This window comes from Variovorax paradoxus (genome assembly GCF_029919115.1).
Taxonomy (GTDB): domain Bacteria; phylum Pseudomonadota; class Gammaproteobacteria; order Burkholderiales; family Burkholderiaceae_C; genus Variovorax; species Variovorax paradoxus_O.
Map to the genome: position 1 here is coordinate 2,000,591 of NZ_CP123990.1, position 14,763 is coordinate 2,015,353.

Here is a 14,763-nt window from a genome sequence, read left to right on the forward strand (position 1 = left end):
ATGTCTGGAAAATGATTCGAACCGGTGCTGTTCTCGGCAAAGAAGCAGGTTTGGCCACACTGCGCGAGCTTCTCCATGAAGCAGAGCAAGGCTCTTTGAATTGCATGGCGCTTCGCGTCTATCGCACAGGCGGCGGTTCAGATGACCTTGTGCTGGGAGGAACAGCAAAGGAACAAGCCAAGGCGCTCGGTGATCTTCTTGCGATGAAGAACTGAACGAACGCGAGGAAATCCTTTTTCGTTCAGGCAGCCCGATGCGCCTGGCGGACAACTGCCGCCGCCGCTCCTCCAGCGACTTGCCCGGGGCAGCTGCGCGGAGCAGATCTGGCACCCATTGGCGCTGAAGCCTGCTCTCGGTATGGCGTCTAAGTTGTCTTTTGCCCGTCAGCTAAATGTGATTTATTCCCATATCCTACCTGCCGCGTGATTTCCGTCTGACAAGGAGGCCGTGGCGGCGGCAATACGGTTGACCTCCCCTCGAAGGGGCGATGCGAGCAAGTGCCAGTACCTGAAGAATCCGCATCGAACGAGATTCGACCATGCCCTTGTCCTTGTTCTACTTGCTGCACCTGCAGAGCGTTGCCTTGCCAAAGGTGGTGACGAGACCCGAGGACGTTCAGTATGCGAGCGTGCTGAAGGCCACAGGGCTTATCGAAGCGGATATAGCGCCGGCATCCGACGCCGGGGGCAAGTACCACGTCGCCCGAACAGCCACTATCACGCGCATCACCGAGGAGGGCCTCGCGGAAATCAGCAAGATGCTCAACGAACCCCGGCGAACCGCCAAGACACTGCAAAGGGGCAGGAGTGGGTTTCGACGTTCGTCGTTGGCCTGATGTTCTGGAGGAACGGATCCAACTGTCGGCGGCCTCCCGGCGCGGGGGTGGAACTCACATGAGCTTGTGCCCACGGACTCCCCAAAAGAAAATGCCCCGCTACCTTCAAAGTAGCGGGGCATCCAGAGGCCTTGCGGCTTGTAGTGGCTCCTCGACCTGGGCTCGAACCAGGGACCTACGGATTAACAGTCCGGCGCTCTACCAACTGAGCTATCGAGGAACAAGCCTCAAATTATAGCGTGATTTTTTGGGCCTTTCGAACACGCGAATATGTCCGCGATAAATTTTTGAAAATTTTTTGAGTGGCGCTCACAGCGACACGCTCAGGCCAAGTCGCAGCGTGCGCGGCGCGCCCGGAAACAGGTACACATGGCCGAACTGGTAGGGCGATTCTTTCCAGTAGCGGCGGTCGAACAGGTTATCGATGGCAAGGCTCCAGCTGGTCTGAACGCCGCGCAGTTTGGTGTCGTAGCGCAGCACCGCATCGACGCGAGTCCATGAGGGCAGGGTGATCGAACCATCGGGCAACACATTGCGCCGGCCTTCATGCGAAAGCTGTCCCAGCACCTCGAGGCCCGGCACCGATGCAACGCGGTACGCGGCCTGCGCGCGCAGCACCTGCTTGGGCACGTTGGTGGGCCACTGGCCGTTGACGGTGGGCTCTGCGGTGCTGCCGCGGCGCTTGGCATCCATGAGCGTGACGCTGCCGCCAAGGCGCCAGGGGCCAGTGTTCCATTGCGCGCCCGCTTCGAGCCCGCGGTGCACCGCGCTGCCGTCGTAGCGGCCGTCGCACGGCGTGGTGCCCAGCCGGTTGCAGGCGTCGAGGTTCGTCATCGGACGCTTGATGTCGAACCATGCAAGCTGCCAGTTGAAAACGTCGTTGCCGCCCTTGAGCCCAAGTTCCCACTGGCGCGAGGTGAGCGCGGGCAGAGCCTCACCAGCGTTGGTGTATTGCGAGCTCTTGTTCGGCACCACCTGCGACTCCACGCCCTTGCCCCAGCTTGCGTACGCCAGCAGCCCGGGCTGAATGGCGTAGCTGGCCGCAACCCATGGCGTGGTGATGCCGTCCTTGTAGCCGGTGGGGCGCGAGCCGTCGGTGCGAATGCTGTCGCGGTCGAGCCGCGTGTGGCGCAACCCGACCCAAGTGGTGAAGCGGCTGTTCCAGCGAATGGCGTCTTGCACCGAAAGCTCGGTCGAGCGCTCGTCGCGGTTGGTGTTGGCGTCGGTCAGCGTCGGGTCCGCCGGCACGATGGCCGTGGCCCAGATGTTGCCGGTGCCGACGTAGTTGTAGGCCTGGTCCTGGAAGCGGTTGCGCACGCGGCTTGCGAGCAGGCCAAAGCCGAGCTCATGCCGCACGCTGCCGGTCATCACGTTGCCTTTGAGGTTCAGGCTGCCGGCGGTTTGCGTGCGGCGCTCGTTCTCGCTTCGAAAGTCGTAGAAGTCGAAGGTGCCGTCGGAGCAGTAGCGGTCGTAGTTGCCTTCGGCGCCGCAGCCGAACGCGTAGGCCAGGCGATCATCGGTCTTGAGCCGCTGCTGGCCGATTTGCGCGCTCCAGCGCCAGTCGGCATTGATTGCCTGGCTGAAGCGCACGCTGCCGGTGAGCGCGTTGAACTCCGAAGGCTGCGACCACGGCTGGTTGTTGAGGTTGACCTTGGGATCGACCGGCGCCGGCAGCGTGCTGCCCAGCAGGCTGAAGCCGTTCTGGCTGGGCTGCGTCTTGTCGCTGCGCTCGATTTCGAATTCGAGCACCGAATCTCGCGTGATGCGCCAGTCGCCGGCCAGCGAAAACATGTTGCGGTTGCCGTCGAGGTTGTGCGTGAGCGGCTTCAGGTTTTCGTTCACCACGTTGAGGCGGTAGCCGAACTCGCGGTTCGCGCCGAAGCGCCCGCCAAGATCGAGCGCGCCCAGCACGCTGCCGCGGCTGGTGGTTTCGAGGCGCAGCGCGCGCAGGTCTTGCTCGGTCGGCCGCTTGACCACGTAGTTGACCAAACCGCCCGGCGCACTGGTGCCGGCCTGGATGCCGCTGGTGCCGCGCAAGATTTCAACGCGCTCCTTGTTGTCGAGCGGAATCGATGTCTCGGCGCTGATCGGCAAGCCCTCGCGCCGGTAGTTGAAGCGGTTGTCCAGCACAAAGCCGCGCACGGTCAGGTAGTCCCAGTAGCCGGCGGAGTTGTAGGCATCGGTCACGGACGAATCGAACTGCGTGAGGTCCGCCAGCCGGCGCGCGCCGCTCGCGCGGAGCTGCGTGCTGTCGATGACGGTGGCCGAGAGCGGCAGCTCGCGCACCGGCACGTCGCCAAAGCCGCTCACGTCGGCTTGCGGCGAGGCATTGCTTTCGTTCACCGTGATGGCGGGCAGCTCCGTTGGCTGCTGGGCTTGCGCGCTGCCGGCCGCCAGAAGGAGGGCGGCGGCCGTTGCGCGCGAAACCGGCGACAGCGGCCATGCGCGAAGAAGAGATTGCTTTTTGGTCATTGTTGTTCTGTTCATGCGGCGGCTGCGCTCAGGGCGGCCATCCATTGAGCGGCCGTGGCCTCAGGGTTGTCCGCGGTGACAAGCGCGCGCACCACGGCGACGGAGCCGACACCGGTGGCCAGCACCTCAGGCAGGCGCACCGCATCGATGCCGCCGATGCCCACTTGCGGATAGCCGCGCAACAGGCGCGCATACGCTGCAAGCCGCGCCACGCCCTGTGGGGCCGTCGCCATTTTCTTGAGGGTGGTCGGGTACACCGCACCCATGGCGATGTAGCTCGGGCTCACCGCGTCGGCGCGCACCATCTCGGCGTAGCCGTGGGTGCTCACGCCAAGGCGCAAACCGGCATCGCGTACTTGCCGCACCTGCGCGGGCGAGAGCGCATCGAGGTCTTCCTGGCCAAGGTGCACGCCGTAGGCACCCGCTGCAATGGCCGTTTGCCAATGGTCGTTGATGAAAAGCAGCGCGCCGGTGCCGCGCACGGCGTCGACCGCAGCCTGCACTTCGCGTTCGACGATTGCCGCATCGCCTGACTTGAAGCGCAGCTGCACGGTGGGCACGCTGGCGCGCGCCATGCGGCCGACCCATTGCGCATCAGGCAGCACGGCGTACAGGCCGAGCCGTTCGGGGCAGGGCGCAAACGCGTCATCGCGCGCATTGGGCGGAAACGCGCGCATGCCGAAATCGGCCGGTGTCTCTGGCCATTGGCTTGCGTCGAATGCGCCGGTGCGCACTGTCTGCGCCTGCCACGCGAGCGCGAGGCATTCGGCGTCGATCTCGATGAAGCCGAGCGCCGCGCAAGCCTGCTTGGCGCCGCGGTACACCGGGTCGTCCGAAGAAAAGCTGCCAGCTGAAATGGCCGCGGCCGTGATGGCGCCAAAGCGCAGGCCATGCGCCGCGACGATGGCGTGGGCAACCGCCCGGTGGTCGTTCAATGCGGTCATGCTGTGTGATGCCAGAAAGGCGTGCCGAGCACCGGTGTGCTCGGCTGCGCGGAGTCTTGCGCGGCCATGGCGCCGGAGCGGTAGGCGGCGCGGCCTGCCTGCACTGCGTCTGCAAAGGCGCCGGCCATCGACACCGGGTCTTGCGCCAGCGCAACCGCCGTGTTGAGCAGCACGCCGTCGTAGCCCCATTCCATCACCTGGCAGGCGTGCGAGGGCAGGCCCAGGCCCGCATCGACCAGCATCGGCACGCTGAGCCGCTCGCGCAGCAACTGCAGCGCGTAGGGGTTCACCGGGCCGCGGCCAGTGCCGATGGGCGCGGCCCAGGGCATGACGGCCTGGCAGCCCACGTCGACGAGGCGCTGGCACAGCACCAGGTCTTCGGTGCAATAAGGCAGCACCTGGAAGCCATCGCGAATCAGCTGCGATGCGGCATCGACAAGGTTCAGCGTGTCCGGCTGCAGCGTGTAGTCGTCGCCGATGAGTTCGAGCTTGATCCACGGCGTGTCGAAAAGCTCGCGCGCCATCTGCGCGGTGGCAATCACTTCTTGCACGCTGTGGCAGCCTGCGGTGTTGGGCAGCACCGGAACCGCGAGGCGGCGCAGCAGTTCCCAGAAACCGTTGCCGCTGTCGCTTGCGCCAGGGCTCGCGGATTGGCGTCGCAGCGAGACGGTCAGCATCGCGGGTTTGGAGCGCTTCACGGCGGCTTCGAGCAGGTCCGGCGAGGGGTAGCGCGCGGTGCCCAGCAGCAGGCGGCTGTGGAAGGTCTGTCCGTAGAGAACCAGCGGATCGTTGTCTGGAACGGAAGAAATTGAAGAGGTGGTCATGGTGTGTGTTGTCTCCGTCGCTATGTCGTCTGTTCAGCCGCCCGTGACGGGGCGGATCACTTCGATGCGGTCTTGTTGTTGCAATGCGCGCGCCGCATAGGCGGAGCGCGGCACGAATTCGCGGTTCACGGCCACCGCAAAAGGCGGCACGGCGTTCAGCGCGGCGAGTGCATCCACCAGCGTGGCGCTTTCTGGCAGCGCAAAAGGCTTGTCGTTGATCAGCACGTCGATCGTCATGTGTTGGAAACCTCCAGGCCAAGGCTTTGTGCGAGCGCGGAGCGGCCATGCACCAGCAGCTCCATGGCAGCGTCGAGCACGGCCGGCGCGATCATGAAACCGTGGCGGTACAGGCCGTTGATCTGCAGCACGCGCGGGTGCGGCTGCCGGATGGCGGGCAGGTTGTCGGGCAGCGTGGGGCGGCACTGCGTCGCAATTTCCAGGATGCGGGCCTCGGCGAAGCCGCTGTGCACCGCATAGGCTGCGCTCAGCAGCTCGAGCGTGGAGCGCACGCTAGCTGGCGACATGTCGTCCGATTCGATTTCGGTCGCGCCAATCACGAACACGCCGCCGGGCTTGGGCGCGATGTAGAGCGGATAGCGTGGATGCACCAGCCGGGTCGGCCGCTGCAATGCCACCTCGGGCGCATGCACGCGAATGACTTCGCCGCGCACGCCGCGCAGTGCGCTCCATTGAGGTTTTGCGCCGAGACCGCGGCAATCGATCACACGGTCGGGCTGGCCGGGTGCGCCCGGAGAAAAATCACCCGGTGCGCGCGGCGACTGCCAGTGCATTTGCACGTTCGGGCTGGCTTCCAGCGTGGCGAGCAGCGACGAGAGCAGCGCCCGGTTGTCGAGCTGGCCTTCGCCCGGAAGAAAGAGCCCTTGTGCGAAGCGCCGGCCCAGCGAAGATTCCAGCGCGGCAATGCCCAAGCCGTCGAGCGTCTGCATCGCGGCAAGTTCGGGCACCTGGGCGCCGGTGCGGGCCAACACGCGCGCGAGCCGCGTTGCTTCGGCGGCATCCTGCCGATGCCACAACACCAGCGTGCCTTCGCGCTGGAAGAACACCGGCTGCGCCAGCGGCGCCAGCAGTTCGGGCCAGCGGCTCAACGCGTACTGGCCCATGCGCACGACAGACACCGGGGCCACGGCCGACTCGGCCAACGGCGCGAGCATGGCGGCCGCCACGCGCGCGGCCGCGCCTTCCGCCTCGGGGCTGCCTGCTTCGAACAGCTCGACCTTGCAGCCGGCCCGCGCCAGCGTGACCGCGAGCAGGCGGCCCATGAGACCTGCGCCGAGGATGGCAGCGGATTGAAACGGAAGGCTCATGGTCTTGCTCCTTCCCCCTTTGGGGGAAGGTTGGGATGGGGGCAGCCAGAGCGCCCATTGGATGCGCCGCTTGCCCCCACCCCAGCCCTCCCCCGGAAGGGGAGGGAGCAAGGCAGGGCCAGTCGCCGATAATTTTCGATATGACCCAAGCACTTTCCGACGCCGCGCCGCAAGCGCCCCAGCGCTACGTGCGCGTGCTCTCGATCGCCGGCTCCGACAGCGGCGGCGGTGCCGGTATTCAGGCCGATCTGAAGACCTTCGCGGCGCTCGGCTGCTACGGCATGACCGCCATTACCGCGCTTACCGCGCAGAACACGCGCGGCGTGTCCGGCATCCACGGCGTGCCGCCGGCGTTTCTCAAGGCGCAGATCCAGGCCGTGGTCGAAGACATCGGCGTGGATGCGGTCAAGCTCGGCATGCTGCATGCGCCCGAGGTGGTCGACGTGGTGGCGTGGGCCATTGATCACTACCGGCTGCCCAACGTGGTGCTCGACCCGGTCATGGTCGCGACCAGCGGCGACCGGCTGATTGCGGCCGAAACGGTGCAGGTGCTGGTGCGCGAGCTGTTTCCGCGCGCCGTGGTGGTGACGCCCAATCTCGACGAAGCTGCGCTGCTCATCGGCCATGCCATCGACGGCATCGACGCGCTCGACCAGGCCGCCGATGAACTGCTGGCCCTTGGCGCGCAGGCCGTGCTGCTCAAGGGCGGCCACTTGCCCGGCGACGAAGTGGTCGACGTGCTGCTGGGACGCGGCGGCGTGCGCAAGCGCCTGGCCTCGGCCCGCATTGCAAGCCGCAACCTGCATGGCACCGGCTGCACGCTGTCGTCCGCGATTGCCGCGCACCTGGCGCTGGGCCTGGCGTTGCCCGAGGCCGTGGAGCGCGCGCGCGCCTACGTGCTCGGCGCCATGGCCACCGGTGCGAGCGTGCGCATCGGCGAGGGACACGGTCCGCTCAACCACGGTTTTGCGCCAGTGCCGACGCACCGCCTGCCGTTGTTGTAGATGCCGGCTTGGGCCGGCTGATCCAAGCCAGCACGAACGTGGCTGCCAGCGTCGGCAGCGCAGAGCCGAACTGGGGCGCCCACTTGGCAGCGGCGTGATACGCCGCAATGCCGGCAATCCAGATCAGCGCCGCGCCCAGGTCGACGCGGCGGTTGCCGGCTGACGCAATGGCCCGGCCTGTGCCCAGCCGCCCCAGGATCACGCCGTAGAGCGGCACGAACACCGAGCTCAGCAGCAGCAAAAACGGCTCGAGCGTGTGCATGGGCAGCACCAGCGCCAGCCCGGTGCACAGCGCCGCGATCAGCAGCCCCCAGCGGCGCACGCTCCAGCGCGGCAGCAGGCTGTGGGTGGACACCGCACCCGAGTACACATCGCCGTATGCGTTGTCGAGCTCGTCGATGAGGATGAGGCCGAGCGCCACCAGGCCGCCTTGCGCGAGCAGCAGGGCGGTGACCAGCCCGGTGCCCGGCTCCGCCACGCTCACCACCATCACGCCGAGCGCGTAGCACCAGATGTTGGCCAGCGCGTAGCCGAGCCAGGTGCCGGTGAATGCGCTGCCGAGGCCGCCCCGTCCGTTGGCATTGCGCTTGCCGTGCCGCGCGTAGTCGGCGACCAGCGGCAGCCACGAGACCGGCATCGCAATCACCAGGTCGAGCGCGCTGAACATGCCCATGCCTCCGGCCCCCGGCCGGGCCCAGAAGCCTTCAAGACCCTTTGCCTCCAGCCGAGTCGCAAACTGCCAGGTGAGCCATACCAGCGAAAGCACCACCAGCGGAAGGCCGAAGCGGCTGACGAAGCGCCGCACCAGCTTGACCATGGAGCCTGCGAGCAGCGCCAGCAGCACAGCGCCCCAGAGCAGGGTGGTGAGCGCGCTGCCCAGCGGCCCGGTGAGTGTGAGCCCGAACGCCTGCTGGCCGATGGCCTGCGTGCCCTCGCGCATGATCACCAGCTCGAAGGTGGTCCAGCCGACCAGCTGTACGATGTTGAGCAGCACCGGTAGCCGCGCGAAGGCGCTGCCGTAGGTCGCGTGCATCAGCCCGGCGCTTGCCAGCCCGGTTTCGCAGCCCAGCCGCGCCGTCCAGGCCAACAAGCCCGCACCGAGCAGCGAGCCCAGCACGATGGCGATGGCCGCGTCGCGCGTGCCCACCGCCGGCACCAGGTAGGCGCCGATCTGCATCACCAGCAGCCCCACGCCCAGGCTGAACCAGAGCGAGGCGTGGTCGTGCCAGCCGAACACGCGCTGCGACGCGGGCAAAGGCGTCAGCGCCTCGTTGGCGGAAGAAAAACTATCGTCGTGTGCCATCCAGTTGCTCCAATGCAAAAGGTTTGGCAGGTGGGCGAGGCTCCGGCGGCGGAGCCATCGCGCGAGACAACGCGACAGGCCGCCGGACCAGCTTCCCTGCGCGAGGATTACCTCAGTCAGGTTCAAAGGGACTCTCTCAGTCAGCCCCGGAACGGATTCCGGTTCGACACCCCTAGCGGTGGTGCTCCGCGCCGTGGCGCAAAGCGGAAACTATTGTACGAGCCTGCGCGCGAAAGCTTCCAAACCATCGATGACGATCTGGATATGCCGCTCGAAGCTGCTGTCCAGCGGCACCGTGCTGCCGTTGTCCCAGCGCACGATGAAGGCCTGGTTGGCCAGGAGCGGCAGGTTGCGCGTAAGCACCGGGTGATCGAGCGGGCGAATGGTGTGGACGCGCTCGCGCAGCTCCTCGGCCCAGGCCTGGGTGTTGTCCGAGGGCAGGGGGGAGAACTCCATCGTCACGAAGCCGAGCATGGCCGCGATCACGCAGTTGTAGGCCTCCAGCAGCGGCTGCCCTTCGAATCCGGCCTCGACCAGGGCCGCGAGCACACCTTCCACCAGCTCGATGGGCAGGCTGCCGTTCGACACCAGTTGCGCGCCCAGCAACTGCGCCACATTCGGGTGGCGGCGAACCGCGGCGCGGCAGCGGCGAAACAGTTGCGCGATCCATTCCTGCCAGCCCTGGTTGCCGGGCGGCGGCGTGACTTCGGCCATCACCATGGCGGCCACTTCGGCAAGCAGCGCCTCTCGCGTGCTCACATGCCAGTGCACCGTGGCCGGGTAGACGCCCAGCCGCGCGGCGATCTCCCGCATGCTGAAAGCGCCGAGGCCGAACTCGTCGATGTGCGCCAGGGCGGCTTCAGCGATGAGCCGCTTGGACAGCGCGCCGCCGCCGGCGGGGCGGCCAGCGGTCTTGGGTTTGGGCTCGGAGGTGGTCTTCTTCATGGATGCTGGCATTGTGCGGCCGCTAAATTGATTGTATAAATAATATTAATTGAGCATTGATCAATTAATCGAAGGCGAACGCCTGCCCTGCCACTTTCGAAGGACCCGTCCATGACCGACGCCGCAATCGACCATGCCCTTGCCGAGGCGCATCGGCGCTTCATCGACAGCAACCCCGCGAGCCGGCGCCAGTTCGAGGAGCAGGCGCGCTACATGCCCGGCGCCAACAGCCGCTCGGTGCTTTTCTATGCGCCGTTTCCGCTCACCATCGCCAAGGGCGAGGGCGCTGCGCTCTGGGACGCCGACGGCCACCGCTATGCGGACTTCATCGCCGAGTACACGGCCGGCGTCTACGGCCACTCGGCGCCCGAGATCCGCGATGCCGTCATCGAGGCGATGCAAAGCGGCATCAACCTCACGGGGCACAACCTGCTCGAAGGGCGGTTGGCAAAAACCATCTGCGAGCGCTTTCCGCAGATCGAGCAATTGCGCTTCACCAACTCTGGCACCGAGGCAAACCTGATGGCGCTCACGGCTGCGCTGCACTTCACCGGCCGCCGAAAGATCGTGGTGTTCTCAGGCGGTTATCACGGCGGCGTGCTGGGGTTCGGTGCCAAGCCCTTGCCGACGACTGTGCCGTTCGACTTCCTGGTACTGCCCTACAACGACGCACAGCTTGCGAGCGAGCAGATCGCCAAGCACGGGCCGGAGATCGCCGCCATCCTGGCCGAACCGATGCAGGGCGCGAGCGGCTGCATTCCGGGGCGCCTCGACTTCCTTCAGGCACTCCGCGATGGCGCGACGAAGGTCGGCGCGCTGCTGATCTTCGACGAGGTCATGACCTCGCGCCTTGCGCCGAACGGCCTTGCCGACAAGCTGGGTATCCGGTCAGACCTCACCACACTCGGCAAGTACATCGGCGGCGGCATGTCGTTCGGCGCTTTCGGCGGGCGTTCGGACGTGATGGCGCAGTTCGATCCGCGCACGGGGTCGCTCTCTCATTCGGGCACCTTCAACAACAACGTGATGACCATGGCCGCCGGGTATGCCGGTCTCACGAAATTGTTCACGCCCGAGGCGGCCGGCGCGCTGGCCGAGCGCGGCGAGGCGATGCGCGCGCGGCTCAATGCGCTGTGCACGAAGGAGGGCGTGGCCATGCAGTTCACCGGCGTCGGTTCGCTGATGAATGCGCATTTCCTCCGACGGGAAGTGCGGCGTGTGGACGATCTGGCGGTGGTCGACGGGCGTCTGCGCCAGTTGCTGTTCTTTCACCTGCTGAGCCAAGGCATCTACGCTTCGCCGCGGGGCTTCGTGGTGCTGTCGCTGCCCTTGCCGGATGCGGACATCGACCGCTTCGTCGCCGCCATCGGCAGCTTCATCGGCGAGTGCCGGGCGCTGCTGCCTAGCGCGGAGTAGTGCTGGCCACGCCCAGCAGCTCGTGCAGCCGCGTGCTGGTGGTCGTGTACTGCAGCGGCACGGCCTTGCCGGGGAACACGATGGCGGTGGCCCCCCAGGCGGCCAGCGTGGCCTCGTGAAAGCCGCAGACGATGAGCTTCTTCTTGCCCGGGTAGGTGTTGATGTCGCCCACCGCGAACACGCCGCGTTCGCGGGTTTCGTATTTTTCGGTGTCGACCGGCACCTGTTTGCGCTCGAGCTCCAGGCCCCAATCGGCAATGGGGCCGAGGCGGGGCGAAATGCCAAGGCAGGCGACCAGCGCGTCGAGCGGCAGGTCGACAGTCGTTGCGTCTGGGGTGGTGATCTGCAGTTGCTTGCCGTCGAAGGCGGTGGGCTGGCCCACCTTGAACGCCAGCCTACCTTCGGCGACCAGCGCGCGCATCGAAGCGACGAGGTTTTCATCGGCCTGGAAGCCGTCGCGCCGGTGCACCAGCGTGACCTGTTTGGCAATGGCGGTGAGCCCGATGGCGGTTTGCAGCGCAATGTCGTCGCCGCCATTCACCACCACGGTCTGGCCCGCAAAGCGCTCCAGCGAATCGGGGTGATAGAAAAGCGAGCTGCCTTCGAACTGCGCAATGCCGTCGATGGCAATTCGCTTGGGCACGAAGGCGCCGACGCCGGCCGCGATGAACACGGTCTTGGCCAGGAAGGCCTTGCCTTCCGATGTCGTCAGCAGCAAGCGCTCATCGGCCTGGCGGGCAAGGGTGGCGACCTGCTCGCCGAAGTGGAACTGCGGCTTGAACGGCGCCACCTGCTGCAGCAGCGATTGCGCAAGATCGCGCCCGCTGGTGAATGGTGTGCCCGGAATGTCGTAGATCGGCTTGTCGCCGTAGAGCGCCACGCACTGGCCGCCCGCGGCGGGCAGCGCATCGACGATGTGGCAGGAAATCTCGAGCAGGCCGAGCTGGAAGGCCTGGAACAGCCCGACCGGACCGGCGCCGATGATGAGCGCGTCGGTTTCGATGGGGGCCGGGCCTTCGGGGTTCAACGGACCAGTTCGCCGATCTTGTCGGTCTTGTCTTTCCACTCTTCGGCGTCGGGGAGGGCCGGCTTGCGCTTGGTGATGCTCTTCCAGCCGTCGGCCAGCGCGAGCTCGGCGTTGAGCTTGATGAAGGCGATCTGGTTGGCCGGGAGGTCTTCCTCGGCGTAGATCGCATTGACCGGGCATTCAGGAATGCAAACCGCGCAATCGATGCACTCGTCCGGGTCGATCACCAGCATGTTGGGACCTTCGCGGAAGCAATCCACGGGGCATACGTCCACGCAGTCGGTGTATTTGCAGCGGATGCAGGCTTCAGAGACGACGTGGGTCATTTGTCTTCTAACGTCAGTATGTGGGTCGGGAAAACCCGAGATTTTAGGCCTTTGCGGCGGCAGGCTGCACGAGCACGGCAGCAGCGGTCTTGTGAGTGGCTGTGTCGACCAGCACCAGCGAGCCCAATGCCCGCGATTGCGTGAAGGGCAGAACGGCCAGCGGCTGCTGCAGCGCAAGCACCACATCGCCGATCGAATTGGCCTCCAGCTGTGCCGTCGGCTCGGATTCGAGTGTGGTGATGTTCACCCGGTCGACGATGCGCGCCACCTTGGCCTTGACCCAGCGATGGCCCTGCAGCGCCCAGTAGACGCGGCCCGCAACCAGCGGCTCGTCGTCGAGCCAGGCCACGGTGGCGGTGATTTCGCGCACCGGCTCGAAGGCCTCGGGCGCCAGCAGCCAGTCGCCGCGCGACACATCCACTTCGCGGTCGAGCACGATGCCGGCGCTGTGGCCCGCATGCACCGCCTTCGGCTGGCGCGTGTGGCTCAGCACCTGGGCGACGGTGGCGGTCTGGTTGCTGGGCAGCACGGTCACGCGCTGGCCGGGCTCCACATGGCCCGAGGCTACGCGGCCCCAGAACACGCGGCGGCCTTGCGAAGTGTCGGACGAGGAAGAGAATTTTTCGACCCACTGCACCGGGAAGGCGAAGGGCACGGCCTCGTCCTGCACGGTCACCGGCAGTTCCTCGAGCAGCTCGAGCAGGCTCGGGCCTTCGTAGCCGACCCAATCGGCATGGCGCGTGGCCACGTTCCAGCCCTTGAGGGCCGAGATCGGCACGATGGCGGCCACCTGCACGCCCGCCGCTTCGGCAAAGGCGTTCAGCGCGGTCGAAATGCGTTCGAAGGCCAGGGCGGCGTCGTCGATGGCATCGAGCTTGTTGACCGCGAACACGATCGACTGCACGCGCAGCAGATGGGTCAGCAGCGTGTGGCGGCGGGTTTGCGGCAGCAGCTCGCGTTTGACCACGGTGCCGTCTTCCACCTCTGCGGCCCAGGCCAGCTTGGTGGCATCGACCAGCACCACGGCGGCATCGGCGGCCGAGGCGGCCGTGACCATGTTGCGGGTGTATTGCTCATGGCCCGGCGCGTCGCCGATGATGAACTTGCGCTTGGCGGTCGAGAAGTAGCGGTAGGCCACGTCGATCGTGATGCCTTGTTCGCGCTCGGCCGAGAGGCCATCGGTAAGCAGGGCGAGATCGGTTTCGCCGCCGCGCTGCACGCCGGCCAGCTGGTCTTGCAGCACGGTCTTGCTGTCGACCAGCAGTCGGCCGATGAGCGTGCTCTTGCCGTCGTCCACCGAGCCGCAAGTGATGAAGCGCAGGGCGGTGCCGGTGTCGCCGTGCAGGGCGTTGCTATCGAGGGTTGCCGTCGTCGTGCTCATCAGAAATATCCGTCTTTCTTGCGCTTCTCCATCGAAGCTTCCGAAGTCATGTCGTCCATGCGCGTGGCGCCGCGCTCGCTCACGTCGACCGACAGGGTCTCGAGCACCACGTCGCCGGCGTCGGCGGCCAGGCTTTCGACCGGGCAGGTGGTCGTGATGTCGCCCACGGTGCGAAAGCGCACGTCGCGCACCTGCACCGTTTCGCCGTCTCGCGGCGGGGTGAGTTCAGTCACCGGCACCAGCAGGCCGCGGCGCTCGACCACTTCGCGCTTGTGCGTGTAGTAGATCGACGGCAGGCCCACATGCTCGCGCTCGATGTATTGCCACACGTCGAGCTCGGTCCAGTTCGAAATCGGGAACACGCGGAAGTGCTCGCCCGGTGCCAGGCGCGTGTTGAACAGCGTCCAGAGTTCGGGGCGCTGGTCCTTCGGTTGCCATTGGCCGAATGAATCGCGGTGCGAAAAGATGCGCTCCTTGGCGCGGGCTTTTTCCTCGTCGCGGCGGGCGCCGCCAATCAGCGCCTCGAAGCGGAATTCTTCAATGGCCTCGAGCAGCGTGACCGACTGGTGCGCATTGCGCGACTCGCCCGGGTGGGCCAGGCGCACGGTGCCGCGCGCCATCGAGTCTTCGACGCTGCGCACGATGAGCTCGGCGCCCAGTTCCTTGGCGCGCTGGTCGCGGTAGGCCGTGACTTCGGGAAAGTTGTGGCCCGTGTCGATCATCAGCAACGGGTAGGGAATGCGGCCGACACCAAAAGCCTTTTCGGCGCACTTCAGCAGCACCAGCGAATCCTTGCCGCCCGAAAACAGCAGGGTGGGGCGCTCGAAGGCGGCCGCGACTTCACGCAGGATGAAGATCGTTTCTTCCTCGAGCGCATCGAGGTGCGTGTTGGACAGGTGCGCAGGGGAATGCATCGAGGGCTGCAAAAGTTCGGCTTCGGTACGGGCGTTCATCGGATGGG

15 protein-coding genes, 1 tRNA gene and 1 riboswitch are annotated in these 14,763 nt (G+C 66.3%); of the genes, 4 read left to right on the plus strand and 12 right to left on the minus strand.

What is annotated here, in order from left to right; genetic code table 11:
* Nucleotides 1-11 precede the first annotated feature (11 nt).
* A complete protein-coding gene (locus QHG62_RS09795; protein ID WP_281150679.1) occupies nucleotides 12-215 on the plus strand; it encodes a hypothetical protein in 204 nt (67 codons plus the stop codon).
* A 323-nt stretch (nucleotides 216-538) separates the two neighbouring features.
* Nucleotides 539-835 (plus strand): hypothetical protein, encoded by a 297-nt coding sequence (locus tag QHG62_RS09800; protein ID WP_281150680.1) that lies wholly within the window; start codon nucleotides 539-541, stop codon nucleotides 833-835.
* Between the two features lie 144 nt (nucleotides 836-979).
* Here the strand turns inward: QHG62_RS09800 and QHG62_RS09805 are convergent.
* From QHG62_RS09805 to QHG62_RS09830, 6 genes are all read right to left on the minus strand, one after another.
* A tRNA-Asn gene (locus QHG62_RS09805) sits at nucleotides 980-1,055 on the minus strand.
* 89 nt (nucleotides 1,056-1,144) lie between these two features.
* Nucleotides 1,145-3,307 carry a TonB-dependent siderophore receptor gene (locus QHG62_RS09810; RefSeq protein WP_281150681.1) on the minus strand — a complete coding sequence of 721 codons (2,163 nt, stop codon included), beginning with the start codon at nucleotides 3,305-3,307 and terminating at the stop codon, nucleotides 1,145-1,147.
* A gap of 11 nt (nucleotides 3,308-3,318) precedes the next feature.
* Complete coding sequence (locus QHG62_RS09815; RefSeq protein ID WP_281150682.1) at nucleotides 3,319-4,251, minus strand: thiamine phosphate synthase; 933 nt, start codon at nucleotides 4,249-4,251, stop codon at nucleotides 3,319-3,321.
* On the minus strand, nucleotides 4,248-5,075 hold the full coding sequence (locus tag QHG62_RS09820) for a thiazole synthase (protein ID WP_281150683.1): 828 nt from the start codon (nucleotides 5,073-5,075) through the stop codon (nucleotides 4,248-4,250). The genes QHG62_RS09815 and QHG62_RS09820 overlap by 4 nt, the downstream gene beginning before the upstream one ends.
* A 33-nt stretch (nucleotides 5,076-5,108) precedes the next feature.
* A complete protein-coding gene (thiS, locus tag QHG62_RS09825; RefSeq protein WP_281150684.1) occupies nucleotides 5,109-5,312 on the minus strand; it encodes a sulfur carrier protein ThiS in 204 nt (67 codons plus the stop codon).
* Complete coding sequence (locus QHG62_RS09830; protein ID WP_281150685.1) at nucleotides 5,309-6,400, minus strand: FAD-dependent oxidoreductase; 1,092 nt, start codon at nucleotides 6,398-6,400, stop codon at nucleotides 5,309-5,311. The genes thiS and QHG62_RS09830 overlap by 4 nt, the downstream gene beginning before the upstream one ends.
* A 140-nt stretch (nucleotides 6,401-6,540) precedes the next feature.
* Between QHG62_RS09830 and thiD the strand changes: the two genes are divergently transcribed.
* Nucleotides 6,541-7,404, plus strand: a complete 864-nt coding sequence (thiD, locus tag QHG62_RS09835) for a bifunctional hydroxymethylpyrimidine kinase/phosphomethylpyrimidine kinase (RefSeq protein WP_281150686.1) — start codon at nucleotides 6,541-6,543, stop codon at nucleotides 7,402-7,404.
* On the opposite strand, the gene QHG62_RS09840 is transcribed toward thiD, so the two are convergent.
* Together QHG62_RS09840 and QHG62_RS09845 are read right to left on the minus strand one after the other, a co-directional pair.
* Nucleotides 7,355-8,707 (minus strand): purine-cytosine permease family protein, encoded by a 1,353-nt coding sequence (locus QHG62_RS09840; RefSeq protein ID WP_281150687.1) that lies wholly within the window; start codon nucleotides 8,705-8,707, stop codon nucleotides 7,355-7,357. The two genes, thiD and QHG62_RS09840, sit on opposite strands and share 50 nt — an antisense overlap.
* Before the next feature lie 76 nt (nucleotides 8,708-8,783).
* A riboswitch (TPP riboswitch) is annotated at nucleotides 8,784-8,891 on the minus strand.
* A 26-nt stretch (nucleotides 8,892-8,917) separates the two neighbouring features.
* Nucleotides 8,918-9,652 (minus strand): TetR/AcrR family transcriptional regulator, encoded by a 735-nt coding sequence (locus QHG62_RS09845; RefSeq protein WP_281150688.1) that lies wholly within the window; start codon nucleotides 9,650-9,652, stop codon nucleotides 8,918-8,920.
* A gap of 111 nt (nucleotides 9,653-9,763) precedes the next feature.
* Here QHG62_RS09845 and QHG62_RS09850 point away from each other — a divergent pair, with 111 nt between their 5' ends.
* The gene (locus tag QHG62_RS09850; RefSeq protein ID WP_281150689.1) at nucleotides 9,764-11,068 is read left to right on the plus strand and encodes an aspartate aminotransferase family protein; all 1,305 of its coding nucleotides are present in this window, start codon (nucleotides 9,764-9,766) and stop codon (nucleotides 11,066-11,068) included.
* On the opposite strand, the gene QHG62_RS09855 is transcribed toward QHG62_RS09850, so the two are convergent.
* The 4 genes from QHG62_RS09855 to cysD are packed head-to-tail and all read right to left on the minus strand — an operon-like array spanning nucleotide 11,055 to nucleotide 14,755.
* Entirely contained in the window at nucleotides 11,055-12,095 is a 1,041-nt protein-coding gene (locus QHG62_RS09855; RefSeq protein WP_281150690.1) for an NAD(P)/FAD-dependent oxidoreductase, read from the minus strand. The genes QHG62_RS09850 and QHG62_RS09855 overlap by 14 nt on opposite strands.
* On the minus strand, nucleotides 12,092-12,421 hold the full coding sequence (gene fdxA, locus QHG62_RS09860; RefSeq protein ID WP_055806301.1) for a ferredoxin FdxA: 330 nt from the start codon (nucleotides 12,419-12,421) through the stop codon (nucleotides 12,092-12,094). Before fdxA ends, QHG62_RS09855 begins: the two co-directional genes overlap by 4 nt.
* Before the next feature lie 43 nt (nucleotides 12,422-12,464).
* Nucleotides 12,465-13,802, minus strand: coding sequence for a sulfate adenylyltransferase subunit 1 (locus QHG62_RS09865; RefSeq protein ID WP_281150691.1), 1,338 nt, complete (start codon nucleotides 13,800-13,802; stop codon nucleotides 12,465-12,467).
* Nucleotides 13,802-14,755, minus strand: coding sequence for a sulfate adenylyltransferase subunit CysD (cysD, locus tag QHG62_RS09870; protein WP_281150692.1), 954 nt, complete (start codon nucleotides 14,753-14,755; stop codon nucleotides 13,802-13,804). Before cysD ends, QHG62_RS09865 begins: the two co-directional genes overlap by 1 nt.
* Nucleotides 14,756-14,763 lie beyond the last annotated feature (8 nt).

Bases quoted from the DNA above. Each gene is read 5' to 3' on its own strand.
- QHG62_RS09800 (WP_281150680.1), top strand. From the start codon at position 539: ATGCCCTTGTCCTTGTTCTACTTGCTGCACCTGCAGAGCGTTGCCTTG.
- cysD (WP_281150692.1), bottom strand. From the start codon at position 14,755: ATGAACGCCCGTACCGAAGCCGAACTTTTGCAGCCCTCGATGCATTCC.
- QHG62_RS09830 (WP_281150685.1), bottom strand. From the start codon at position 6,400: ATGAGCCTTCCGTTTCAATCCGCTGCCATCCTCGGCGCAGGTCTCATG.
- QHG62_RS09845 (WP_281150688.1), bottom strand. From the start codon at position 9,652: ATGAAGAAGACCACCTCCGAGCCCAAACCCAAGACCGCTGGCCGCCCC.
- QHG62_RS09810 (WP_281150681.1), bottom strand. From the start codon at position 3,307: ATGACCAAAAAGCAATCTCTTCTTCGCGCATGGCCGCTGTCGCCGGTT.
- QHG62_RS09820 (WP_281150683.1), bottom strand. From the start codon at position 5,075: ATGACCACCTCTTCAATTTCTTCCGTTCCAGACAACGATCCGCTGGTT.
- QHG62_RS09795 (WP_281150679.1), top strand. From the start codon at position 12: ATGATTCGAACCGGTGCTGTTCTCGGCAAAGAAGCAGGTTTGGCCACA.
- fdxA (WP_055806301.1), bottom strand. From the start codon at position 12,421: ATGACCCACGTCGTCTCTGAAGCCTGCATCCGCTGCAAATACACCGAC.
- QHG62_RS09815 (WP_281150682.1), bottom strand. From the start codon at position 4,251: ATGACCGCATTGAACGACCACCGGGCGGTTGCCCACGCCATCGTCGCG.
- QHG62_RS09850 (WP_281150689.1), top strand. From the start codon at position 9,764: ATGACCGACGCCGCAATCGACCATGCCCTTGCCGAGGCGCATCGGCGC.
- QHG62_RS09840 (WP_281150687.1), bottom strand. From the start codon at position 8,707: ATGGCACACGACGATAGTTTTTCTTCCGCCAACGAGGCGCTGACGCCT.
- thiD (WP_281150686.1), top strand. From the start codon at position 6,541: ATGACCCAAGCACTTTCCGACGCCGCGCCGCAAGCGCCCCAGCGCTAC.
- QHG62_RS09865 (WP_281150691.1), bottom strand. From the start codon at position 13,802: ATGAGCACGACGACGGCAACCCTCGATAGCAACGCCCTGCACGGCGAC.
- thiS (WP_281150684.1), bottom strand. From the start codon at position 5,312: ATGACGATCGACGTGCTGATCAACGACAAGCCTTTTGCGCTGCCAGAA.